This window comes from Azorhizophilus paspali, from assembly GCF_043587585.2.
GTDB lineage: Bacteria > Pseudomonadota > Gammaproteobacteria > Pseudomonadales > Pseudomonadaceae > Azotobacter > Azotobacter paspali.
In genome coordinates, this window is sequence record NZ_CP171449.1 from 1,843,639 (window position 1) to 1,858,836 (window position 15,198).

Annotated in this window: 9 protein-coding genes and 3 pseudogenes; 3 read left to right on the top strand and 9 right to left on the bottom strand. The window is 64.5% G+C overall.

The window, feature by feature from the left end:
- Positions 1-354: 354 nt before the first annotated feature.
- From surE to ACGI6K_RS09170, 4 genes and pseudogenes are all read right to left on the bottom strand, one after another.
- Complete coding sequence (gene surE, locus ACGI6K_RS09155) at positions 355-1,143, bottom strand: 5'/3'-nucleotidase SurE (RefSeq protein WP_376945932.1); 789 nt, start codon at positions 1,141-1,143, stop codon at positions 355-357.
- A gap of 36 nt (positions 1,144-1,179) precedes the next feature.
- Entirely contained in the window at positions 1,180-4,872 is a 3,693-nt protein-coding gene (gene metH / locus ACGI6K_RS09160; RefSeq protein ID WP_376945930.1) for a methionine synthase, read from the bottom strand.
- A gap of 1,153 nt (positions 4,873-6,025) precedes the next feature.
- A complete protein-coding gene (locus ACGI6K_RS09165) occupies positions 6,026-6,157 on the bottom strand; it encodes a hypothetical protein (RefSeq protein ID WP_376949510.1) in 132 nt (43 codons plus the stop codon).
- 175 nt (positions 6,158-6,332) lie between these two features.
- Positions 6,333-7,487: pseudogene (locus tag ACGI6K_RS09170) on the bottom strand (N-acetylmuramoyl-L-alanine amidase).
- Positions 7,488-7,651: 164 nt separating this feature from the next.
- Between ACGI6K_RS09170 and ACGI6K_RS09175 the strand changes: the two are divergent.
- Positions 7,652-8,205 (top strand): annotated as a pseudogene (locus ACGI6K_RS09175) (GTP cyclohydrolase, FolE2/MptA family); the annotation flags it as partial.
- 85 nt (positions 8,206-8,290) lie between these two features.
- Here ACGI6K_RS09175 and fabB read toward each other — a convergent pair.
- Positions 8,291-9,508, bottom strand: coding sequence for a beta-ketoacyl-ACP synthase I (gene fabB, locus ACGI6K_RS09180; RefSeq protein ID WP_376949512.1), 1,218 nt, complete (start codon positions 9,506-9,508; stop codon positions 8,291-8,293).
- Positions 9,509-9,519: 11 nt separating this feature from the next.
- A complete protein-coding gene (gene fabA / locus ACGI6K_RS09185; protein WP_376949514.1) occupies positions 9,520-10,035 on the bottom strand; it encodes a 3-hydroxyacyl-[acyl-carrier-protein] dehydratase FabA in 516 nt (171 codons plus the stop codon).
- Between the two features lie 378 nt (positions 10,036-10,413).
- Here fabA and ACGI6K_RS09190 point away from each other — a divergent pair, with 378 nt between their 5' ends.
- Positions 10,414-11,436: an NAD(P)H-dependent glycerol-3-phosphate dehydrogenase gene (locus ACGI6K_RS09190; RefSeq protein WP_376949516.1), complete on the top strand. Its 1,023-nt coding sequence runs from the start codon at positions 10,414-10,416 to the stop codon at positions 11,434-11,436.
- A gap of 23 nt (positions 11,437-11,459) precedes the next feature.
- Positions 11,460-11,930 (top strand): phosphohistidine phosphatase SixA, encoded by a 471-nt coding sequence (gene sixA, locus ACGI6K_RS09195; protein WP_376949518.1) that lies wholly within the window; start codon positions 11,460-11,462, stop codon positions 11,928-11,930.
- A 656-nt stretch (positions 11,931-12,586) separates the two neighbouring features.
- Here the strand turns inward: sixA and ACGI6K_RS09200 are convergent.
- The 3 genes and pseudogenes from ACGI6K_RS09200 to ACGI6K_RS09210 form a co-directional block, all read right to left on the bottom strand.
- Positions 12,587-12,898, bottom strand: coding sequence for a hypothetical protein (locus ACGI6K_RS09200; RefSeq protein WP_376949520.1), 312 nt, complete (start codon positions 12,896-12,898; stop codon positions 12,587-12,589).
- Positions 12,899-13,057: 159 nt separating this feature from the next.
- Complete coding sequence (locus ACGI6K_RS09205) at positions 13,058-13,336, bottom strand: peptidylprolyl isomerase (RefSeq protein ID WP_376949522.1); 279 nt, start codon at positions 13,334-13,336, stop codon at positions 13,058-13,060.
- Between the two features lie 360 nt (positions 13,337-13,696).
- Positions 13,697-15,075 (bottom strand): annotated as a pseudogene (locus ACGI6K_RS09210) (substrate-binding domain-containing protein).
- Positions 15,076-15,198 lie beyond the last annotated feature (123 nt).

Genomic DNA, 15,198 nt, shown 5'->3' on the forward strand with positions numbered 1-15,198 from the left:
TTATTGCGTGGCATTTTTCACAAAGTCGCAGAAACACACCTCGCGTAGCCGAACTGCCGCTTGATCACCCAGAACGGGTGTTCGGCCCTGTACCCATGTCTACCGCCTCAGCTCTCTCGATGTTGCGTTTGAGGCAATAGATACATTTACTGTGCCTCTTATAGATACTGCGTCAGGCAGATCGCCCCCCGACGCAGCAGCTACCGCAGGCCAAGGCCGAATAATGTCCATTGGACTTCTCCTCAAGCTGAAGATGATTGGCAACTCACACTTATCATTTTGGTGTTTCAGCATTGGAGTGGGATGAGGATGGGGCCGTCCCATTGGCTACATTTCTACACCCATCCTTGATACTCACTCCATCGAAGCCAAGGCTATCCGCATTTCTGCAAGTGTCTCACCGTGTGTCCGCTCGAATCGCAACGGGGTGACGGCGATGCAGCCCGCCGCGACCGCAGCCGTCTCGGTTCCCTCGGTATCCTGTCGAGGAGAACGATGGAGCTGTAACCAGTGATAGTCGATAGCTCTTGGATCTGAGCGCGACACGACGTCGACTCCGTCCAGCAGGCCGACACCTTGGCGGGTCAGGGTCAGCGGGCCGGCGCAGTCTGCAGGACAATCAGGGAAATTGACGTTGAGGCAGGTATTCCGACTCCAATTTAAAGCTGCGAGGGTTCGAATGACCTCGGGAGCCAGGGTTCGAGCCGTTTCCCAGAAAATTGCGTCCCGATCACTGAAAGATTGGCTCAATGCGATGGAGGGAATACCAAGAAGCATGCCGGTCATAGCAGCGCCGACAGTACCGGAAAATACCGTTTCCACACCAAGATTTGCGCCACAATTGACACCGGAAAGAATTATCTCCGGTGGTTTACCAGACATCAGATGATGTACCCCTATCACAACGCAGTCCCCAGGAGTTCCAAGGACAGCAAAGCGCCTTTCACCTTTGCAGCTAACACGTAATGGTTCATGAAGGCTAAGCGAGTGCGACGTGCCACTCTGATCGTGTTCCGGCGCAACCACCCAGACCTCCCTTGCCAAAGTAGCGGCGACTTGCTCCAGGATGCGCAATCCTGACGCCTCGAACCCATCATCGTTGGTCAGCAAAATACGCTCGAAAATCTGGCCTGCCTTCGGCATAAGCCTTTCTCCTGTTACCGTTTGAGTAGTACATCATTACCCCTCATATCCCAGATTCGGCGCTAGCCACCGCTCGCTCTCCTCGACGCTTTGCCCCTTGCGTTGCGAGTAGTTTTCCACCTGATCCCGGTCGATCTTTCCGACGGCGAAGTATTTCGCCTCGGGGTGGGCGAAGTACCAGCCGCTGACGGCGGCGGCGGGGAACATTGCGTAGTGTTCGGTGAGGGTCACGCCGCTAGTGCCCTGAGGGTCGAGCAGGCGGAACAGGGTGCCTTTTTCCGTGTGGTCGGGGCAGGCCGGGTAACCGGGGGCGGGGCGGATGCCCTTGTATTGCTCCTTGATCAGTTCCTCGTTGGAAAGCCGCTCGTCCCGCGCATAGCCCCAGTATTCTTTGCGCACCCGCTCGTGCAGCCATTCGGCGCAGGCTTCGGCTAGGCGGTCGGCCAGGGCCTTGACCATGATCGAGTTGTAATCGTCGCCCTGGTCCTGGTAGGCCTTGGCCAGTTCCTCGGCGCCGATGCCGGCGGTGACGATGAAGCCGCCCACATAGTCGGTGACGCCCGAGTCCTTCGGCGCGACGAAGTCGGCCAGCGACTGGTTGGGCTTGCCGTCGGGCTTGGCGGCCTGTTGGCGCAGGTGGTGCAGGGTGGCCAGCGGCCGGCCGTCGTCGCCGTAGAGTTCCAGGTCGTCGTCGCGCACCCGGTTGGCCGGCCAGAAGCCGAAGACGGCCTTGGCACGGATGAGTTTCTCGTCGATCAGCTTCTTCAGCATCCCCTGGGCGTCCTTGAACAGCACGGTGGCGGCTTCGCCGACCACTGCGTCCTCGAGGATGCGCGGGTACTTGCCGGCCAGGTCCCAGGACATGAAGAAGGGCGTCCAGTCGATGTAGCCGGCGAGCACCGCGAGGTCGATGTCCTCCAGCACCTTGACGCCGGTGAAGGCGGGCTGCGGCGGCCGGTAGCCGCTCCAGTCGAGCTGCGGCTTGTTGGCTACGGCCTGGGCGTAGCTCAGGCGTTCGGCGCGGGCGCCGCGGTTGGCGGTGCGCTCGCGCACCTCGGCGTAGTCGGTGCGGATCTTCGCCACGTAGTCGGGCTTCAGCTCCTTCGACAGCAGCGAGGTGGCCACGCCCACCGCGCGCGAGGCGTCGGTGACGTAGACCACCGCGTCGTTGGCGTACTGCGGTTCGATCTTCACCGCGGTGTGCGCCTTGGAGGTGGTGGCGCCGCCGATCATCAGCGGCAAGGCGAAGCCCTGGCGCTGCATTTCCTTGGCGACGTGGACCATCTCGTCGAGCGACGGGGTGATCAGGCCGGAGAGGCCGATGATGTCGCACTTTTCCTCGCGGGCGGTCTGCAGGATCTTCTCCGCCGGCACCATCACGCCGAGGTCGACTACGTCGTAGCCGTTGCAGCCGAGCACCACGCCGACGATGTTCTTGCCGATGTCGTGCACGTCGCCCTTTACCGTGGCCATGAGGATCTTGCCCTTGGCTTCCGGCGCATCGCCCTTTTCTGCCTCGATGAAGGGGATCAGGTGGGCCACCGCCTGCTTCATCACCCGCGCGGACTTGACTACCTGGGGCAGGAACATCTTGCCGGCACCGAACAGGTCGCCGACCACGTTCATGCCGCTCATCAACGGGCCTTCGATGACTTCGATGGGTCGTGCGCACTGCTGGCGGCATTCCTCGGTGTCCTCGACGATCCAGGTGGTGATGCCCTTGACCAGCGCGTGCTCCAGGCGCTTGCCCACCGGATAGCCGCGCCACTCCTCGGTTTCGGCCTCCTTGACGGTGCCGTCGCCCTTGTACCGGTCGGCGATGGCCAGCAGCGCCTCGGTGGCGCCGGGGTGGCGGTTGAGCACCACGTCCTCGACCTTGGCGCGCAGCTCTTCGGGGATCTCGTCGTAGATCTCCAGTTGCCCGGCGTTGACGATGCCCATGGTCAGGCCGTTGCGAATGGCGTGGTAGAGGAATACCGAGTGGATCGCCTCGCGCACCGGGTTGTTGCCGCGGAAGGAGAAGGACACGTTGGACACGCCGCCGGATGACAAGGCGTAGGGCAGGTTGTCGCGGATGTAGGCGCAGGCCTCGATGAAGTCCACCGCATAGTTGTTGTGTTCCTCGATGCCGGTGGCGACGGCGAAGATGTTCGGGTCGAAGATGATGTCTTCCGGCGGGAAGCCCACCTCGTCGACCAGGATGTCGTAGGAGCGCCGGCAGATTTCCCGCTTGCGCGCGGCGGTGTCGGCCTGGCCTGCTTCGTCGAAAGCCATCACCACCACGGCGGCGCCGTAGCGCTTGCACAGGTGGGCGTGGTGCTTGAAGGGCTCGACGCCTTCCTTCATGGAGATCGAGTTGACGATGCCCTTGCCCTGGATGCACTTGAGGCCCGCCTCGATCACCTCCCACTTGGAGGAGTCGATCATGATCGGTACGCGGGAGATGTCCGGCTCGGAGGCGATCAAGTTGAGGAAGGTGACCATCGCCGCCTTCGAATCCAGCATGCCTTCATCCATGTTGATGTCGATCACCTGGGCGCCGGCTTCTACCTGTTGGCGCGCCACATCCAGTGCCTCGGCGTAGTTCTCTTCGCGGATCAGCCGGGCGAACCTAGCGGAGCCCGTGATGTTGGTGCGCTCGCCGACGTTCACGAACAGCGAATCGCGGTCGATGGTGAAGGGCTCCAGGCCCGACAAGCGGCAGGCGCGCGGGATCTCGGGGATGGCGCGCGGTGGGTATTTGGCCACCGCCTCGGCGATGGCCCGGATGTGCGCCGGGGTAGTGCCGCAGCAGCCGCCGACGATGTTGAGAAAGCCCGCGGTGGCGAATTCCTCGATCACCACGGCCATCTGCGCGGGCGTCTCGTCGTATTCGCCGAAGGCGTTGGGCAGGCCGGCGTTGGGGTGGACGGAGACGTGGGTGTCGGCCTTGGTCGCCAGCTCTTCCAGGTAGGGGCGCAGGTCCTTGGCGCCGAGGGCGCAGTTCAGGCCCACGGAAATGGGCTCGGCGTGGCGCAGCGAATTCCAGAAGGCCTCGGTGGTCTGCCCGGACAGGGTGCGGCCGGAGGCGTCGGTGATGGTGCCGGAGATCATGATCGGCAGTGAAACGCCGTTCTCCTCGAACACCTGCTGCACGGCGTAGATCGCCGCCTTGGCATTCAGGGTGTCGAAGATGGTCTCGATGAGGATCAGGTCGGCGCCGCCCTCGATCAGGCCACGGGTGGCCTCGGTGTAATTGTCCACCAACTCGTCGAAGGTGACGTTGCGGTAGCCTGGGTTGTTGACGTCCGGGGAGATCGAGCAGGTGCGGCTGGTCGGGCCGATCACCCCGGCGACGAAGCGCGGCCTGGCCGGGTTCTCGGCGGTCTTGGCGTCGGCCACCTGGCGGGCCAGGCGCGCGCCTTCCACGTTCAGTTCGTGGACCAGCTCTTCCATGCCGTAGTCGGCCTGGGACACCCGGGTGGCGTTGAAGGTGTTGGTTTCGAGGATATCGGCGCCGGCGTCCAGGTAGGCCTGCTCGATGGCCTGGATTATGTCCGGGCGGGTCAGCAGCAGCAGGTCGTTGTTGCCCTTGACGTCCTGTGGCCAGTCGGCGAAGCGCGTACCGCGGTAATCGGATTCCTCCAGCTTGTAGCTCTGGATCATGGTACCCATGCCGCCGTCGAGGATCAGGATGCGTTCCTTGAGGGCTTGCTGGAGGGCATGAAGACGGGCGGCGCGGTCGGACATGAAGAAAATACCTGGGTAAAGCCGGGGGGAAAGGGTGCAGATAATAGCAAAGCTGCACGGCTTTCGAGGCGGGGCCGCTTTTGCATGAGACGCGCTCATGGTGCACGGCGGCAGCTTCGCCCTCGCCACAGGGCAATCGCATGAAGTGCTCGCCTGATATCGGACTGGAAAGATTGTGTGCCTGGTCGTTCTGGCGTGGTCTTCAAATCCGGTGCATCGGCTGCTTGCCGAGGGGGCGGATACTCCCTGTTTCGGCCCCCCGGCTGAGTCACTTTCTCTTTGCGCGCGCAAAGAGAAAGTAACCAAAGAGAAAGCGCGCCCGGTCATCCGGCCCCGGCTCGCCGGGGTTCCCTCGCTCTGGCGCCGTTCCAGGGGCACGTCGCGAAGGGACATCCCTGTCCCTTCGCGACTCGCTCGGCGTCCTGCCTCGCGTCCCCCTCCGCGACACCTGCGCTCGGCCTCTTGAACGGGAGTCGGTTCCGTGCTGCCTGAAGGGGCTTTTGCTCTTCCTGTGGCACGGCCTGTCAGGCAACGCCGGATGCCCCCTTCAGAAGGCCGAGCGGAATCGTCGTGGAAGGGGTCGAGCGGCAAGGATGCCGCGAGAGCCGCGATGGGCCATGGATGGCCCTTCGCGGCGAGCCCCTGGAGCGGCGATGTAGGGAGGGAACCCGGAGCGAAGCGCAGGGCCGGATGAGGGGGTGGCCTTCTTTTGGGTTACTTTTTCTTGGCCAGACAAGAAAAAGTGACTCGGCCGGGGGCCGAAACAGAAGGTATCCGGCCCCTCGGCAAGCAGCCATGCCAAGGCTCACACAGTCTTTCCAGTCCGGTATCGGACGATTTCATGCGATTGCCCTGGCCGTCGCCACCGGCATGAAGGCTCTCCCGAAAAATGTTATATAGTTTCAATTTCGTGCGTAGAGAATGATTTCAATGAGCGGCCGGGAAGGCGTAGCCATGGCGAACACTGTCCGTTTGCTGCCGCCGCTGCTTCTGAGCCTGTCGCTGAGCGGCATCGCGCCTGCGGGAGCCGAGATACCGGTGCTCTCCGAAGTCGCCGTCCGCTGCGCGCGTAGCGCCATGCTGCTGCATTGCGACGACGGTCGTGGCGGCCACTACGGTAGGTACGGCGGGGAAACGATCTGTTTCTGCGTGGCTACGACGCCGCCAGCGGCCTTTTCTGGGCGCAGACCAGCACGCGCTTCGGGCGCGTCCAGTTCTTCAGCGGCGTGAGCAGCGATGGCAATGTGTGGATCGGCATGAGTCGCCAATTCGGCTGGAACGTCATCAGCCGCTTCTCCACCTCCGCTGGCGATCGCGGGCGGGTATCCTGCAACCGCCTGAAGGGATGCGACTAGATGCGTTCCGCGACGGCGTGGCGTCGCTCCGGCAGAGCGCGCCGTCCGCTTCGATGCCGCGTCCACCCGCTCCCTGCTGGCGCTTTCAGGCGTCCTGGCTTTCTTTCATCTTCGCCAGGAGCTGCCCTGCGGCGGTCTGGCTTGAAAGTGCTGGAACAGGCCGTCGAAGATGGCGTTCGCCACCTTCCGCTGGTGGCGCGGGTCGACCAGTTTGCGACAGTCGACGATGTTGGATATAAAGCCGGTTTCCACCAGTACCGACGGAATGTCCGGCGACTTGAGCACCGCGAACCGGCCTGCTCGACGCGCTTCTGGTGAGCGCCGGCAACGCCTTGCAGACTGTCGAGAATGTTCTTGCCGAGGTCGAGACTGGTGGTGATGGTCGCCGTCATGGACATGTCCAGGATGACGCCGGCGAGCATCGGGTCCCTGTCTTCCAGGGAAAACGAATGCCGCGCACCGAGCAGATCGACGCGATTTTCCCGTTCGGCGAGCCAGCGCGCCGTTGTGGATGTGGCGCCTCCCTGCGACAGGGCGAAGACAGACGCGCCGGACGCGGTATGAGCTGGGGCGGCATCGGCATGTATGGAGATGAACATGTCGGCGTTGTAACGGCGGGCCACCTCGACACGTTTGCGCAGCGGTATGAAAACGTCTTCGTTGCGTACCAGACGGGCTGAAGCCGCTCCGGCCATCGACCTTTTTCGCCAGCGGGCGGGCAATGGCCAGCGCCACCGCTTTTTCCTGTCCCGTCGTGCCGGGGTCCTTGCCGCCATGACCGGCGTCGATCACCACGACAATGTCCCGTTGTCCGTCGCCGATGGCCGCCGGGCGCGCGATGACCGCGGCCTGGACCGGCGGTGTGCGCGGCTGGAAGTCCAGTACCAGCCTATGTCCTCTCCCTTCGCCACGCGCCAGCAGGAAACTGTTCACCAGGACCGGCTCGCTCAAGTCGAACACCAGCCGTATACCGGCACCCTGCAGGCCGCTGCGCAGCGAGCGGATCGGACCTTGGGCGAGCGGCAGCCCGGCGAGACTGGTGTTCAGGCGGGTGTCCTCCAGGTCGACGATCAGCCGCCGTGGCGCGGCCAGTTCAAAGGTCCGGTGCTCGACGGGGCCGCTGAGATCCAGCACCACGCGCAGCTTGCCCGAACTGCGCCAGCTACGGATGCCGACGAGTTGCCGGGCCGGGTGAGCGGCAGCGGGAAGGGGGAGGGCGAGACCGGCGAGCAGGAGTTTCAGTAAACGGCGTCTGTGCATATGGCGAGTCCACAGAGTCTTGCCTTGCCTATTCATGTGATGATGTTTTTGTTATGTTATAACAAGCATTTTTGTAGGGAATCCCCACTACAACCGAAAGCTGTCGGCAGTCGCATGATGCTCGTGCCCCGAGCCTTGCCAGACCCAACGAGACCAGTACAGCCATGAGTATCCCGCTGCCCGACGTCGCCCTGACGGAGCTGTCCGCCACCCGTGCCCCCTGGACTGGGTGGGCATGGACGGCATCGATGTGCCGATCCTGCTGGACGAGCCAGAGTTCGCGTATCCCGTCCATGCGCGGGCGGAGGTTCAGGTCGATCTGCCCGACCCCGCCATCAAAGGCATTCACATGTCCCGCCTGTACCGGCTTCTGGACGGCTTCGCCGGACGCGACAGGCTGAATGCCGCGTCGCTAGCGGTACTGCTGCGGGAAATGGTGTCCAGCCACGCGGACTGCAATTCGACCCGGGCCCGCTTGACGCTGGCGTTTTCCCTGCTGTGCCGACGTCCGGCCTTGTTGACCCAAGGCCTGAGCGGCTGGAAATCCTATCCCGTCCGGCTGGAGGGCATCTGGGAGGCGGGCCGGCTGTCGCTGGATGCCACGCTACAGATCGGTTATTCGTCCACCTGTCCCTGTTCCGCTGCCTTGACTCGACAGCTCATCGAGCAGGCATTCGTCGAGCGCTTCGGTGCCGCTGGGCAGGTCGAGCCTGCGTCGTCGCCGATCCATCCTTCCGCCAGCAATTAGGGTGGCGAAAAGCAGGACGCCCCGGCGTAGCGGGGCGTCTGCGTAGCGGGCGGAGTCAACCCTGCCAGCGCTTGAACACCAGGGTGGCGTTGGTGCCGCCGAAGCCGAAGCTGTTGCTCATCACGGTGTTCAGGACGACGTTCTCGCGGGTTTGGCGGACGATCGGCAGATCGGCCACTTCCGGGTCCAGTTCCTCGATGTTGGCCGAGCTGGCGATGAAGTTGCCTTCCATCATCAGTAGGCCGTAAATCGCTTCCTGCACGCCGGCGGCGCCCAGCGAGTGGCCGGACAGGCTCTTGGTCGAGCTGATCGCCGGGGCCTTGTCTCCGAATACGTTGCGCACGGCCTTGGCTTCGGCCAGGTCGCCGACCGGGGTCGAAGTGCCGTGGGTGTTCAGGTAGTCGATCGGGCCGTCGACCGTGGCCAGCGCCAGTTGCATGCAGCGCACCGCGCCTTCGCCGCTCGGGGCGACCATGTCGTAGCCGTCGGAGGTGGCGCCGTAGCCGACGATTTCGGCGTAGATCTTCGCGCCACGCTTGAGGGCGTGCTCTAATTCCTCGACCACCACCATGCCGCCGCCGCCGGCGATGACGAAGCCGTCGCGCTTGGCGTCATAGGCGCGCGAGGCTTTCTCCGGGGTGGCGTTGTACTGGGTGGAAAGGGCGCCCATGGCGTCGAACAGGAAGCTCTGGCTCCAATGCTCCTCTTCGCCGCCACCGGCGAAGACCATATCCTGCTTGCCCATCAGGATCTGCTCCATGGCGCTGCCGATGCAATGGGCGCTGGTGGCGCAGGCCGAGGAGATCGAGTAGTTCACGCCCTTGATTTTGAAGGGCGTGGCCAGGCAGGCGGAGACGGTGCTGCCCATGGTGCGCGGCACGCGATAGGGACCGACGCGCTTGACGCCCTTGTCGCGCAGGATATCCATGGCTTCCATCTGGTTGAAAGTGGAAGCGCCGCCGCTGCCCGCGATCAGGCCGACACGTGGGTTGGAGATCTGTTCGGCGGTCAGGCCGGCGTCCTTGATCGCCTGTTCCATGGATAGGTAGGCGAAGGCGGCGGCGTCACCCATGAAGCGGTAGACCTTGCGGTCGATCAGCGCTTCCAGGTTCAGGTCGACGGAACCGGATACCTGGCTGCGCAGGCCCATTTCGGCGTAGGAGGGGTTGTAGCGAATCCCTGGCCGGCCGGCACGCAGATTGGCGGATACGGTGTCCTTGTCATTGCCCAGGCAGGATACGATGCCGAGGCCAGTGATCACGACGCGACGCATGTGGGTGTCCTTCAAAAGCTGTCGGTAGAGGTGAACAGGCCGACGCGCAGGCCTTCGGCACTGTAGATCTCGCGGCCATCGACGCTGACCGTACCGTCGGCGATGCCGAGGATCAGCGAGCGGCTGATGGTGCGCTTGATGTGGATGTTGTAGGTGAGTTTCTTCGCCGTCGGCAGGACTTGGCCGAAGAATTTGACTTCGCCCGAGCCCAATGCCCGGCCGCGGCCCGGATTGCCCTGCCAGCCCAGGTAGAAGCCGAGCAGTTGCCACATGGCGTCGAGGCCGAGGCAGCCCGGCATGACCGGGTCTCCTTCGAAGTGGCAGGCGAAGAACCACAGGTCAGGATTGATGTCCAGTTCGGCGACCATTTCGCCCTTGCCATACTTGCCGCCGACATCGCTGATATGCGTGATGCGATCGACCATCAACATATTGGGGGCGGGCAGTTGCGCATTACCCGGACCGAACAGCTCGCCGCGAGCGCAGCGCAGCAGGTCTTCCCGGGTATAGGCGTGTTGTTTGGTCATGCAGATTCCTCAATGGTCCGTTCGTAAAGGCGGACGAAACGTCTGGTGGCCGCAGGCAACGGGGGTACGATTCCGGCAGCCTAGTCATAGACTGTTGCCTGGTGTTGAAAGTCACAATGCCGAGCACGGTCACCCCTGCCATGGCGTCGTGGTTGGCAGTACCAAAGCATGGAGGCGGAGTGACGGAGGCCGGCCGTAATTGCCTAGTCTACCACTTGTTGAAGAGAGGGAGAGCCGTCGACGGCCCTGGGGAGTTCGCCTGCGTTTCGAAATGCTTACGCCGGTGCCGCTGACCGCGCAAGGACTGGCCGATGATTGGTCGCGACGACCCCGTCCCGCCCGTATAATGCCGCTCCATTGCCGTACTGGAGGAACGAGATGATTGCAAAACAACCCATCGCGGTGCTCGGCGGCGGCAGCTTCGGCACGGCGCTTGCCAATCTGTTGGCGGAGAACGGGCACATCGTGCGGCTGTGGATGCGCGATCCGGAGCAGGCCGAGGCGATCCGCACCCGGCGGGAGAATCCGCGCTACCTGAAGGGGATCGGGGTATTGCCCGGCGTCGAGCCGGTCACCGATCTCGCCACGACGGTATCGGCCAGCGAGCTGATCTTCATCGTGCTGCCTTCCAGCGCCCTGCGTCAGGTGCTGCAGCCGGTGTCCGCACTGCTGGACGGGAAGATGCTGGTCAGCACCACCAAGGGAATCGAGGCGCAGAGCTTCAAGCTGATGAGCCAGATTATCGAGGAGATCGCGCCTCGAGCGCGCATCGGCGTGCTTTCCGGGCCGAACCTGGCGCGAGAGATCGCCGAGCACGCGCTGACCGCCACGGTCATCGCCAGCGAGGACGAGGCGCTGTGCCAGGCGGTGCAGGCCGTGTTGCACGGGCGCACCTTTCGCGTCTACGCCAGCGGCGACCGCTTCGGCGTCGAACTCGGTGGGGCGCTGAAGAACGTCTACGCGATCATGGCCGGCATGGCCGCTTCGCTGGGCATGGGCGAGAACACCAAGAGCATGCTGATCACCCGCGCCCTCGCCGAGATGACACGCTTCGCCGCGCGGCTCGGCGCCAATCCCATGACCTTCCTCGGCCTGGCCGGGGTCGGCGACCTGATCGTCACCTGCACCTCGCCGAAGAGCCGCAACTATCAGGTGGGCCATGCCCTCGGCCAGGGGCTCGCCCTGGAGGAGGCGGTGGCGCGCCTCGGCGAGGTGGCCGAAGGGGTCAATACCCTGCGCGTGCTCAAGGCCAAGGCCGAGGAGCTCGACGTCTACATGCCGCTGGTCGCCGGTCTGCACGCCATCCTCTTCGAGGGGCGCACCCTGGCCCAGGTCATCGAGGCGCTGATGACCGGCGAGCCGAAGACGGACGTGGATTTCATTTCCACCAGCGGCTTCTGAGCTTCGGCGGCGAGGAGACTTCCATGAAACTCTGGCTGCTGCGACATGGCGAGGCCGAGCCGCGCGCCCGTACCGACGCCGAGCGCGAGCTGACCCGGCATGGCCGCAAGGAGGCTCGCCAGGCCGCTCTGCACCTGATTGGCAGGCCATTGCGGACGATGCTCTGCAGCCCCTATGCCCGTGCCCGGCAAACCGTCGGGCTGGTAAAGGATCTGCTCGACGGCGCGCCGCGCCTGCAGGTGGTCGACTGGCTGACGCCGGACGTCGATCCATGCCAGGTCCTCGACCGGCTGGCCGAATGCGGCGAGGCGGAGCTCCTGCTGGTCAGTCACCAGCCCCTCGTCGGCGCGCTGGCCGGCCTGCTGATCCATGGCCACCTGCAGGACCCGGTGCCGATGCAGACCGCCAGCCTGGCCGAACTGGAGGGCGAACTGCCGCTGGCCGGCGGCATGTACCTGCGCGCGCTTCACCATCCGGGTCACGGGCGCCGTTAGGTAAGCGCGGGAGCGACGATCGCGAGGGCGTCCGCCTGTCGCGTTTTCATGTTGCGTCCGTTTCCGCCCCGCCGAATGAACGAGGGTGAGAATCGACGCGCCTGACCCGAAGTTGACACATGCGGCCGCTGGGCTGGCGATTTTCGCATGAGCCCCGACGTTCCGGTCGCCAATCGGATTTGGCGGACCCTGGCGATGGGCTTGGGAATCGCGCTATGACCAAGGGGATGAGCCAACCACGGCTGCCGTAGTAAAGGGTGATGATAGGCGGCGATGGTGCCGTAGCCGAGGGCTATGGCCAGGCCGTGCGCAGAGACCCGCCCGAGCACCTCCAAAAAGCCCGGCCGCTCGCCGGCGACCACCGGCAAGCCGGCCTTGCGCCAGGCCATGGCGAGCCCGAAGAGGGCGATCAGCAGTACGCTGGCACCTATGCCGGGCAGGTCGAAGCCTTTTACCAGCCAGACACCGAAGGGCGCTCCCAGACCGATCGCGCCATAGCTGGCGATGCCGTTTTAGGAAATCACCCGGGCAATACCCGCGATGCCGACCTAGCCGATTTCTCAGGTGATCGCCAAGGAGCCGAGTACGCTATAGGCCATGCCCAGCACCAGGCGGCTGAGCACCAATATGAGCAGGCTGAGCGCCGGCAGGGCCAGCTAGAGTGTGCCCAGCAGCATCAGCAGGCCGCCCAGGGCGCAACCGGCCAGTCCGTAGACGACGCCCTGCCTGGGACCCGCGCTGTCGATCACCCGGCAGGAAAAGGGATGCACCAGCAACCTGACCAGATACTGCAAGCCGATCACCAGGTCGGCGACCAGGGTGCTGAAGACCAGTTCGTGGTGGATCAGCCCGGGCATGACCGCCATTGGGATGCCGATGCTCATGAAGCCGAGAAAGGAGAAGCAGGCGCTGGAGAGGATCTGCGGGTTTTCGCTCCGTACGGGGGCTGTGGCGTGCGTGCGGGACATGACGGGTTCTGGTCAGGAGAGGTGTGTCATCAGATAACTATCTTCACGAGGGTGCAACCCGCGCACATGATGCGCTCCTGGGGCGGCGCTGGAAGCGGCGACGCTGCGTTGCAGAGGGAAATCCTGTGCGCCCGTCGCTCGACGGGCGGGAGCCGCGCTTCAGTCGCGGTAGAACACCTGCACCAGGTGATAGCCGAACTGCGACTTCAGCGGGCCATGGATCTCGCGTAGGGCCTTCCGGAAGATCACCTGATCGATCGGGCGCACCAACTGCCCCGGACGGATCTCGCCGAGATCGCCGCCACGCTTGCCGGAGGGGCAGAGCGAATGGCGGCGCGCAAGCCGGGCGAAGTCCTCGCCCTCGGCCAGGCGTTGTTTCAGCCGCGCGGCCTCGGCTTCGCTGGCGAGCAGAATGTGACGTGCCATCGCCTTGGCCATGGAAGGAGTCCTCGACTTGGAAGTATGCGCATTGTGCCAGATCGCAAGGGGACTGGAGTGCTTTGGAGCGGTTCTGCAATTGATTGATTTATAATGGTTTACTGTTCGACGAGCGCATATCCATGGAAATTCGTTCGATGCTGCGGGCCTGGTCGGCCGGAACGTTTCGGACCTTTACCCGTCCACCGGTGCGCCTCCCCGGCGAAACTCGATGGCGCGCTCGATGCGCTCCCGGAGGTGCCGCAGCCGGGCGACTTGGGTCGTCGAGGGGCGCCGACGCGATGCTTCCGGTTCGCGCTCCATCACTGAGTAAGTCCGCTGCTTGCCGGCAAGCGGCGAAGAGCTTGAAAGGGGCGGGTTTCAATGCACCCAGACCTCGACCCGGCGGTTCTTGATCCGGCCCCTTCCTCGCTGCCGTTGTCCGCCACCGATAGGGCGTCGCCGAGTCCGACGATCTCGCGGAAGGTCGCGCCGCCCTTGGCCAGTTCGCGGCGCACCGCCAGCGCTGGCAATTTCGACAGCAGAGTGCTGCGCTCCGGGTCCTGCTTGGGATCGCCGAAGCCGACCAGCGCCAACGAATTTTCCAGCTTGCCGTGCTCGCGCAGGTAGGCGAGTACGCGCTCGACATCGCGAAGTGCCTTGTTGTCGAGCAGGGCGCTGCCTTCCTGGAAGCGGAAGTTCACCGACAGGCGCCGCGCCTGGCGGGCCAGTTGCTGGTAGGCCGGTGGCATGTCGGCATGGGGAGCGATGCGCACCGCCTGCACTTTCTGCGCGACGAAGCCGTTTTGCTCGACCAGTTCCTGTCCGCGCGGGCTCTGGGCAAATTCGATCAGGGCCCGGCTCCAGGCGTTGGGCTGCCGCGGCCGCTCATAGAGGAACAGGCGGCGCGACAAGGGGTAGTCCGCGGTGGCGACCAGCGCGGGCTCGGGCGGTATCGGCCGGGATTCGCCGGCGGAGATCGCCAGGGCTCTGGCCTCGCGCACGTAGGGCAGGCCGATGAAGCCGATGCCGGCCGGGTCCCGGCTGACCGAGGCGGACAACTCGGCGCTCGATTCGAAGCGCCGGGCGTTGGCATCGAGCGTCTTGCCCCAGGGCTTGAGTACCAGTTCGTGGAAGGTGTCGAAGGTGCCCGAGCGGGCGTCGCGGGCGTACAGGCGAATAGGGCCGCCGCGTCCACCGAGCGTTTCCCAGGTTTTCACTTCGCCAGCGAACACCTGGGCCACCTGTTCGAGGCCGAGGACGCGCAGCGAGTTGTCCGGGTGGAGGATAACCGCCAGGCCGTCGATAGCGATCACCTGTTCGGCTTGTGGACCGCGCATGTCGCCCAGGGCCGCCAGCGCGGCGGCCTCGCTGTCCTTGATCGGCCGCGAGGAGGCGGCGATATCGGCGCTGCCGTCGCGCAGGGCGGTGAAGCCGGTGCCGGAACCATGGGCGCTGATCTGTGCCTGCAGAAGCCGGCCCTGGGCATCCAGGCCCAGCACGCGCCGTTCGTTCGGCGATCCGCTGTCCTCGATGCGCACTTCGCGCAGGCCTTGCTGTTCGAACAGGCCGGCGACCAGAGCCGGGCCGAGTTCAGCGCCGATGGTGTTGGAGCCCTGGATGCGCAACACGGGAGCTTGCCCGACAGGTACCGGCTGGGCCGCCGCCATATCCCACGGCAGGCACCAGAGCAGGACGAGCAGCGAAAAGAGGAGCGGGATTCGCGAAAGGCGGGTGGACGGAGGCAGGGCGCGCAACATGGGCTGGGCAACTCCTTGCTACTTCCGGTGGGCGGATCGCGCGAGAATAAGTCCGTTCGGTTGCACTTGTATGACAATTGGTGGACGACGCGGACCGGCATGCCCGGCTGCGAGGCCGTTCGC

What these genes read in the sequence shown, in the direction of transcription:
- surE (WP_376945932.1), bottom strand. Translation starts at nt 1,143, where the DNA reads ATGCCGAAGGCAGGCCAGATTTTCGAGCGTATTTTGCTGACCAACGAT.
- metH (WP_376945930.1), bottom strand. Translation starts at nt 4,872, where the DNA reads ATGTCCGACCGCGCCGCCCGTCTTCATGCCCTCCAGCAAGCCCTCAAG.
- ACGI6K_RS09165 (WP_376949510.1), bottom strand. Translation starts at nt 6,157, where the DNA reads ATGACGTTCCAGCCGAATTGGCGACTCATGCCGATCCACACATTGCCA.
- fabB (WP_376949512.1), bottom strand. Translation starts at nt 9,508, where the DNA reads ATGCGTCGCGTCGTGATCACTGGCCTCGGCATCGTATCCTGCCTGGGC.
- fabA (WP_376949514.1), bottom strand. Translation starts at nt 10,035, where the DNA reads ATGACCAAACAACACGCCTATACCCGGGAAGACCTGCTGCGCTGCGCT.
- ACGI6K_RS09190 (WP_376949516.1), top strand. Translation starts at nt 10,414, where the DNA reads ATGATTGCAAAACAACCCATCGCGGTGCTCGGCGGCGGCAGCTTCGGC.
- sixA (WP_376949518.1), top strand. Translation starts at nt 11,460, where the DNA reads ATGAAACTCTGGCTGCTGCGACATGGCGAGGCCGAGCCGCGCGCCCGT.
- ACGI6K_RS09200 (WP_376949520.1), bottom strand. Translation starts at nt 12,898, where the DNA reads ATGTCCCGCACGCACGCCACAGCCCCCGTACGGAGCGAAAACCCGCAG.
- ACGI6K_RS09205 (WP_376949522.1), bottom strand. Translation starts at nt 13,336, where the DNA reads ATGGCCAAGGCGATGGCACGTCACATTCTGCTCGCCAGCGAAGCCGAG.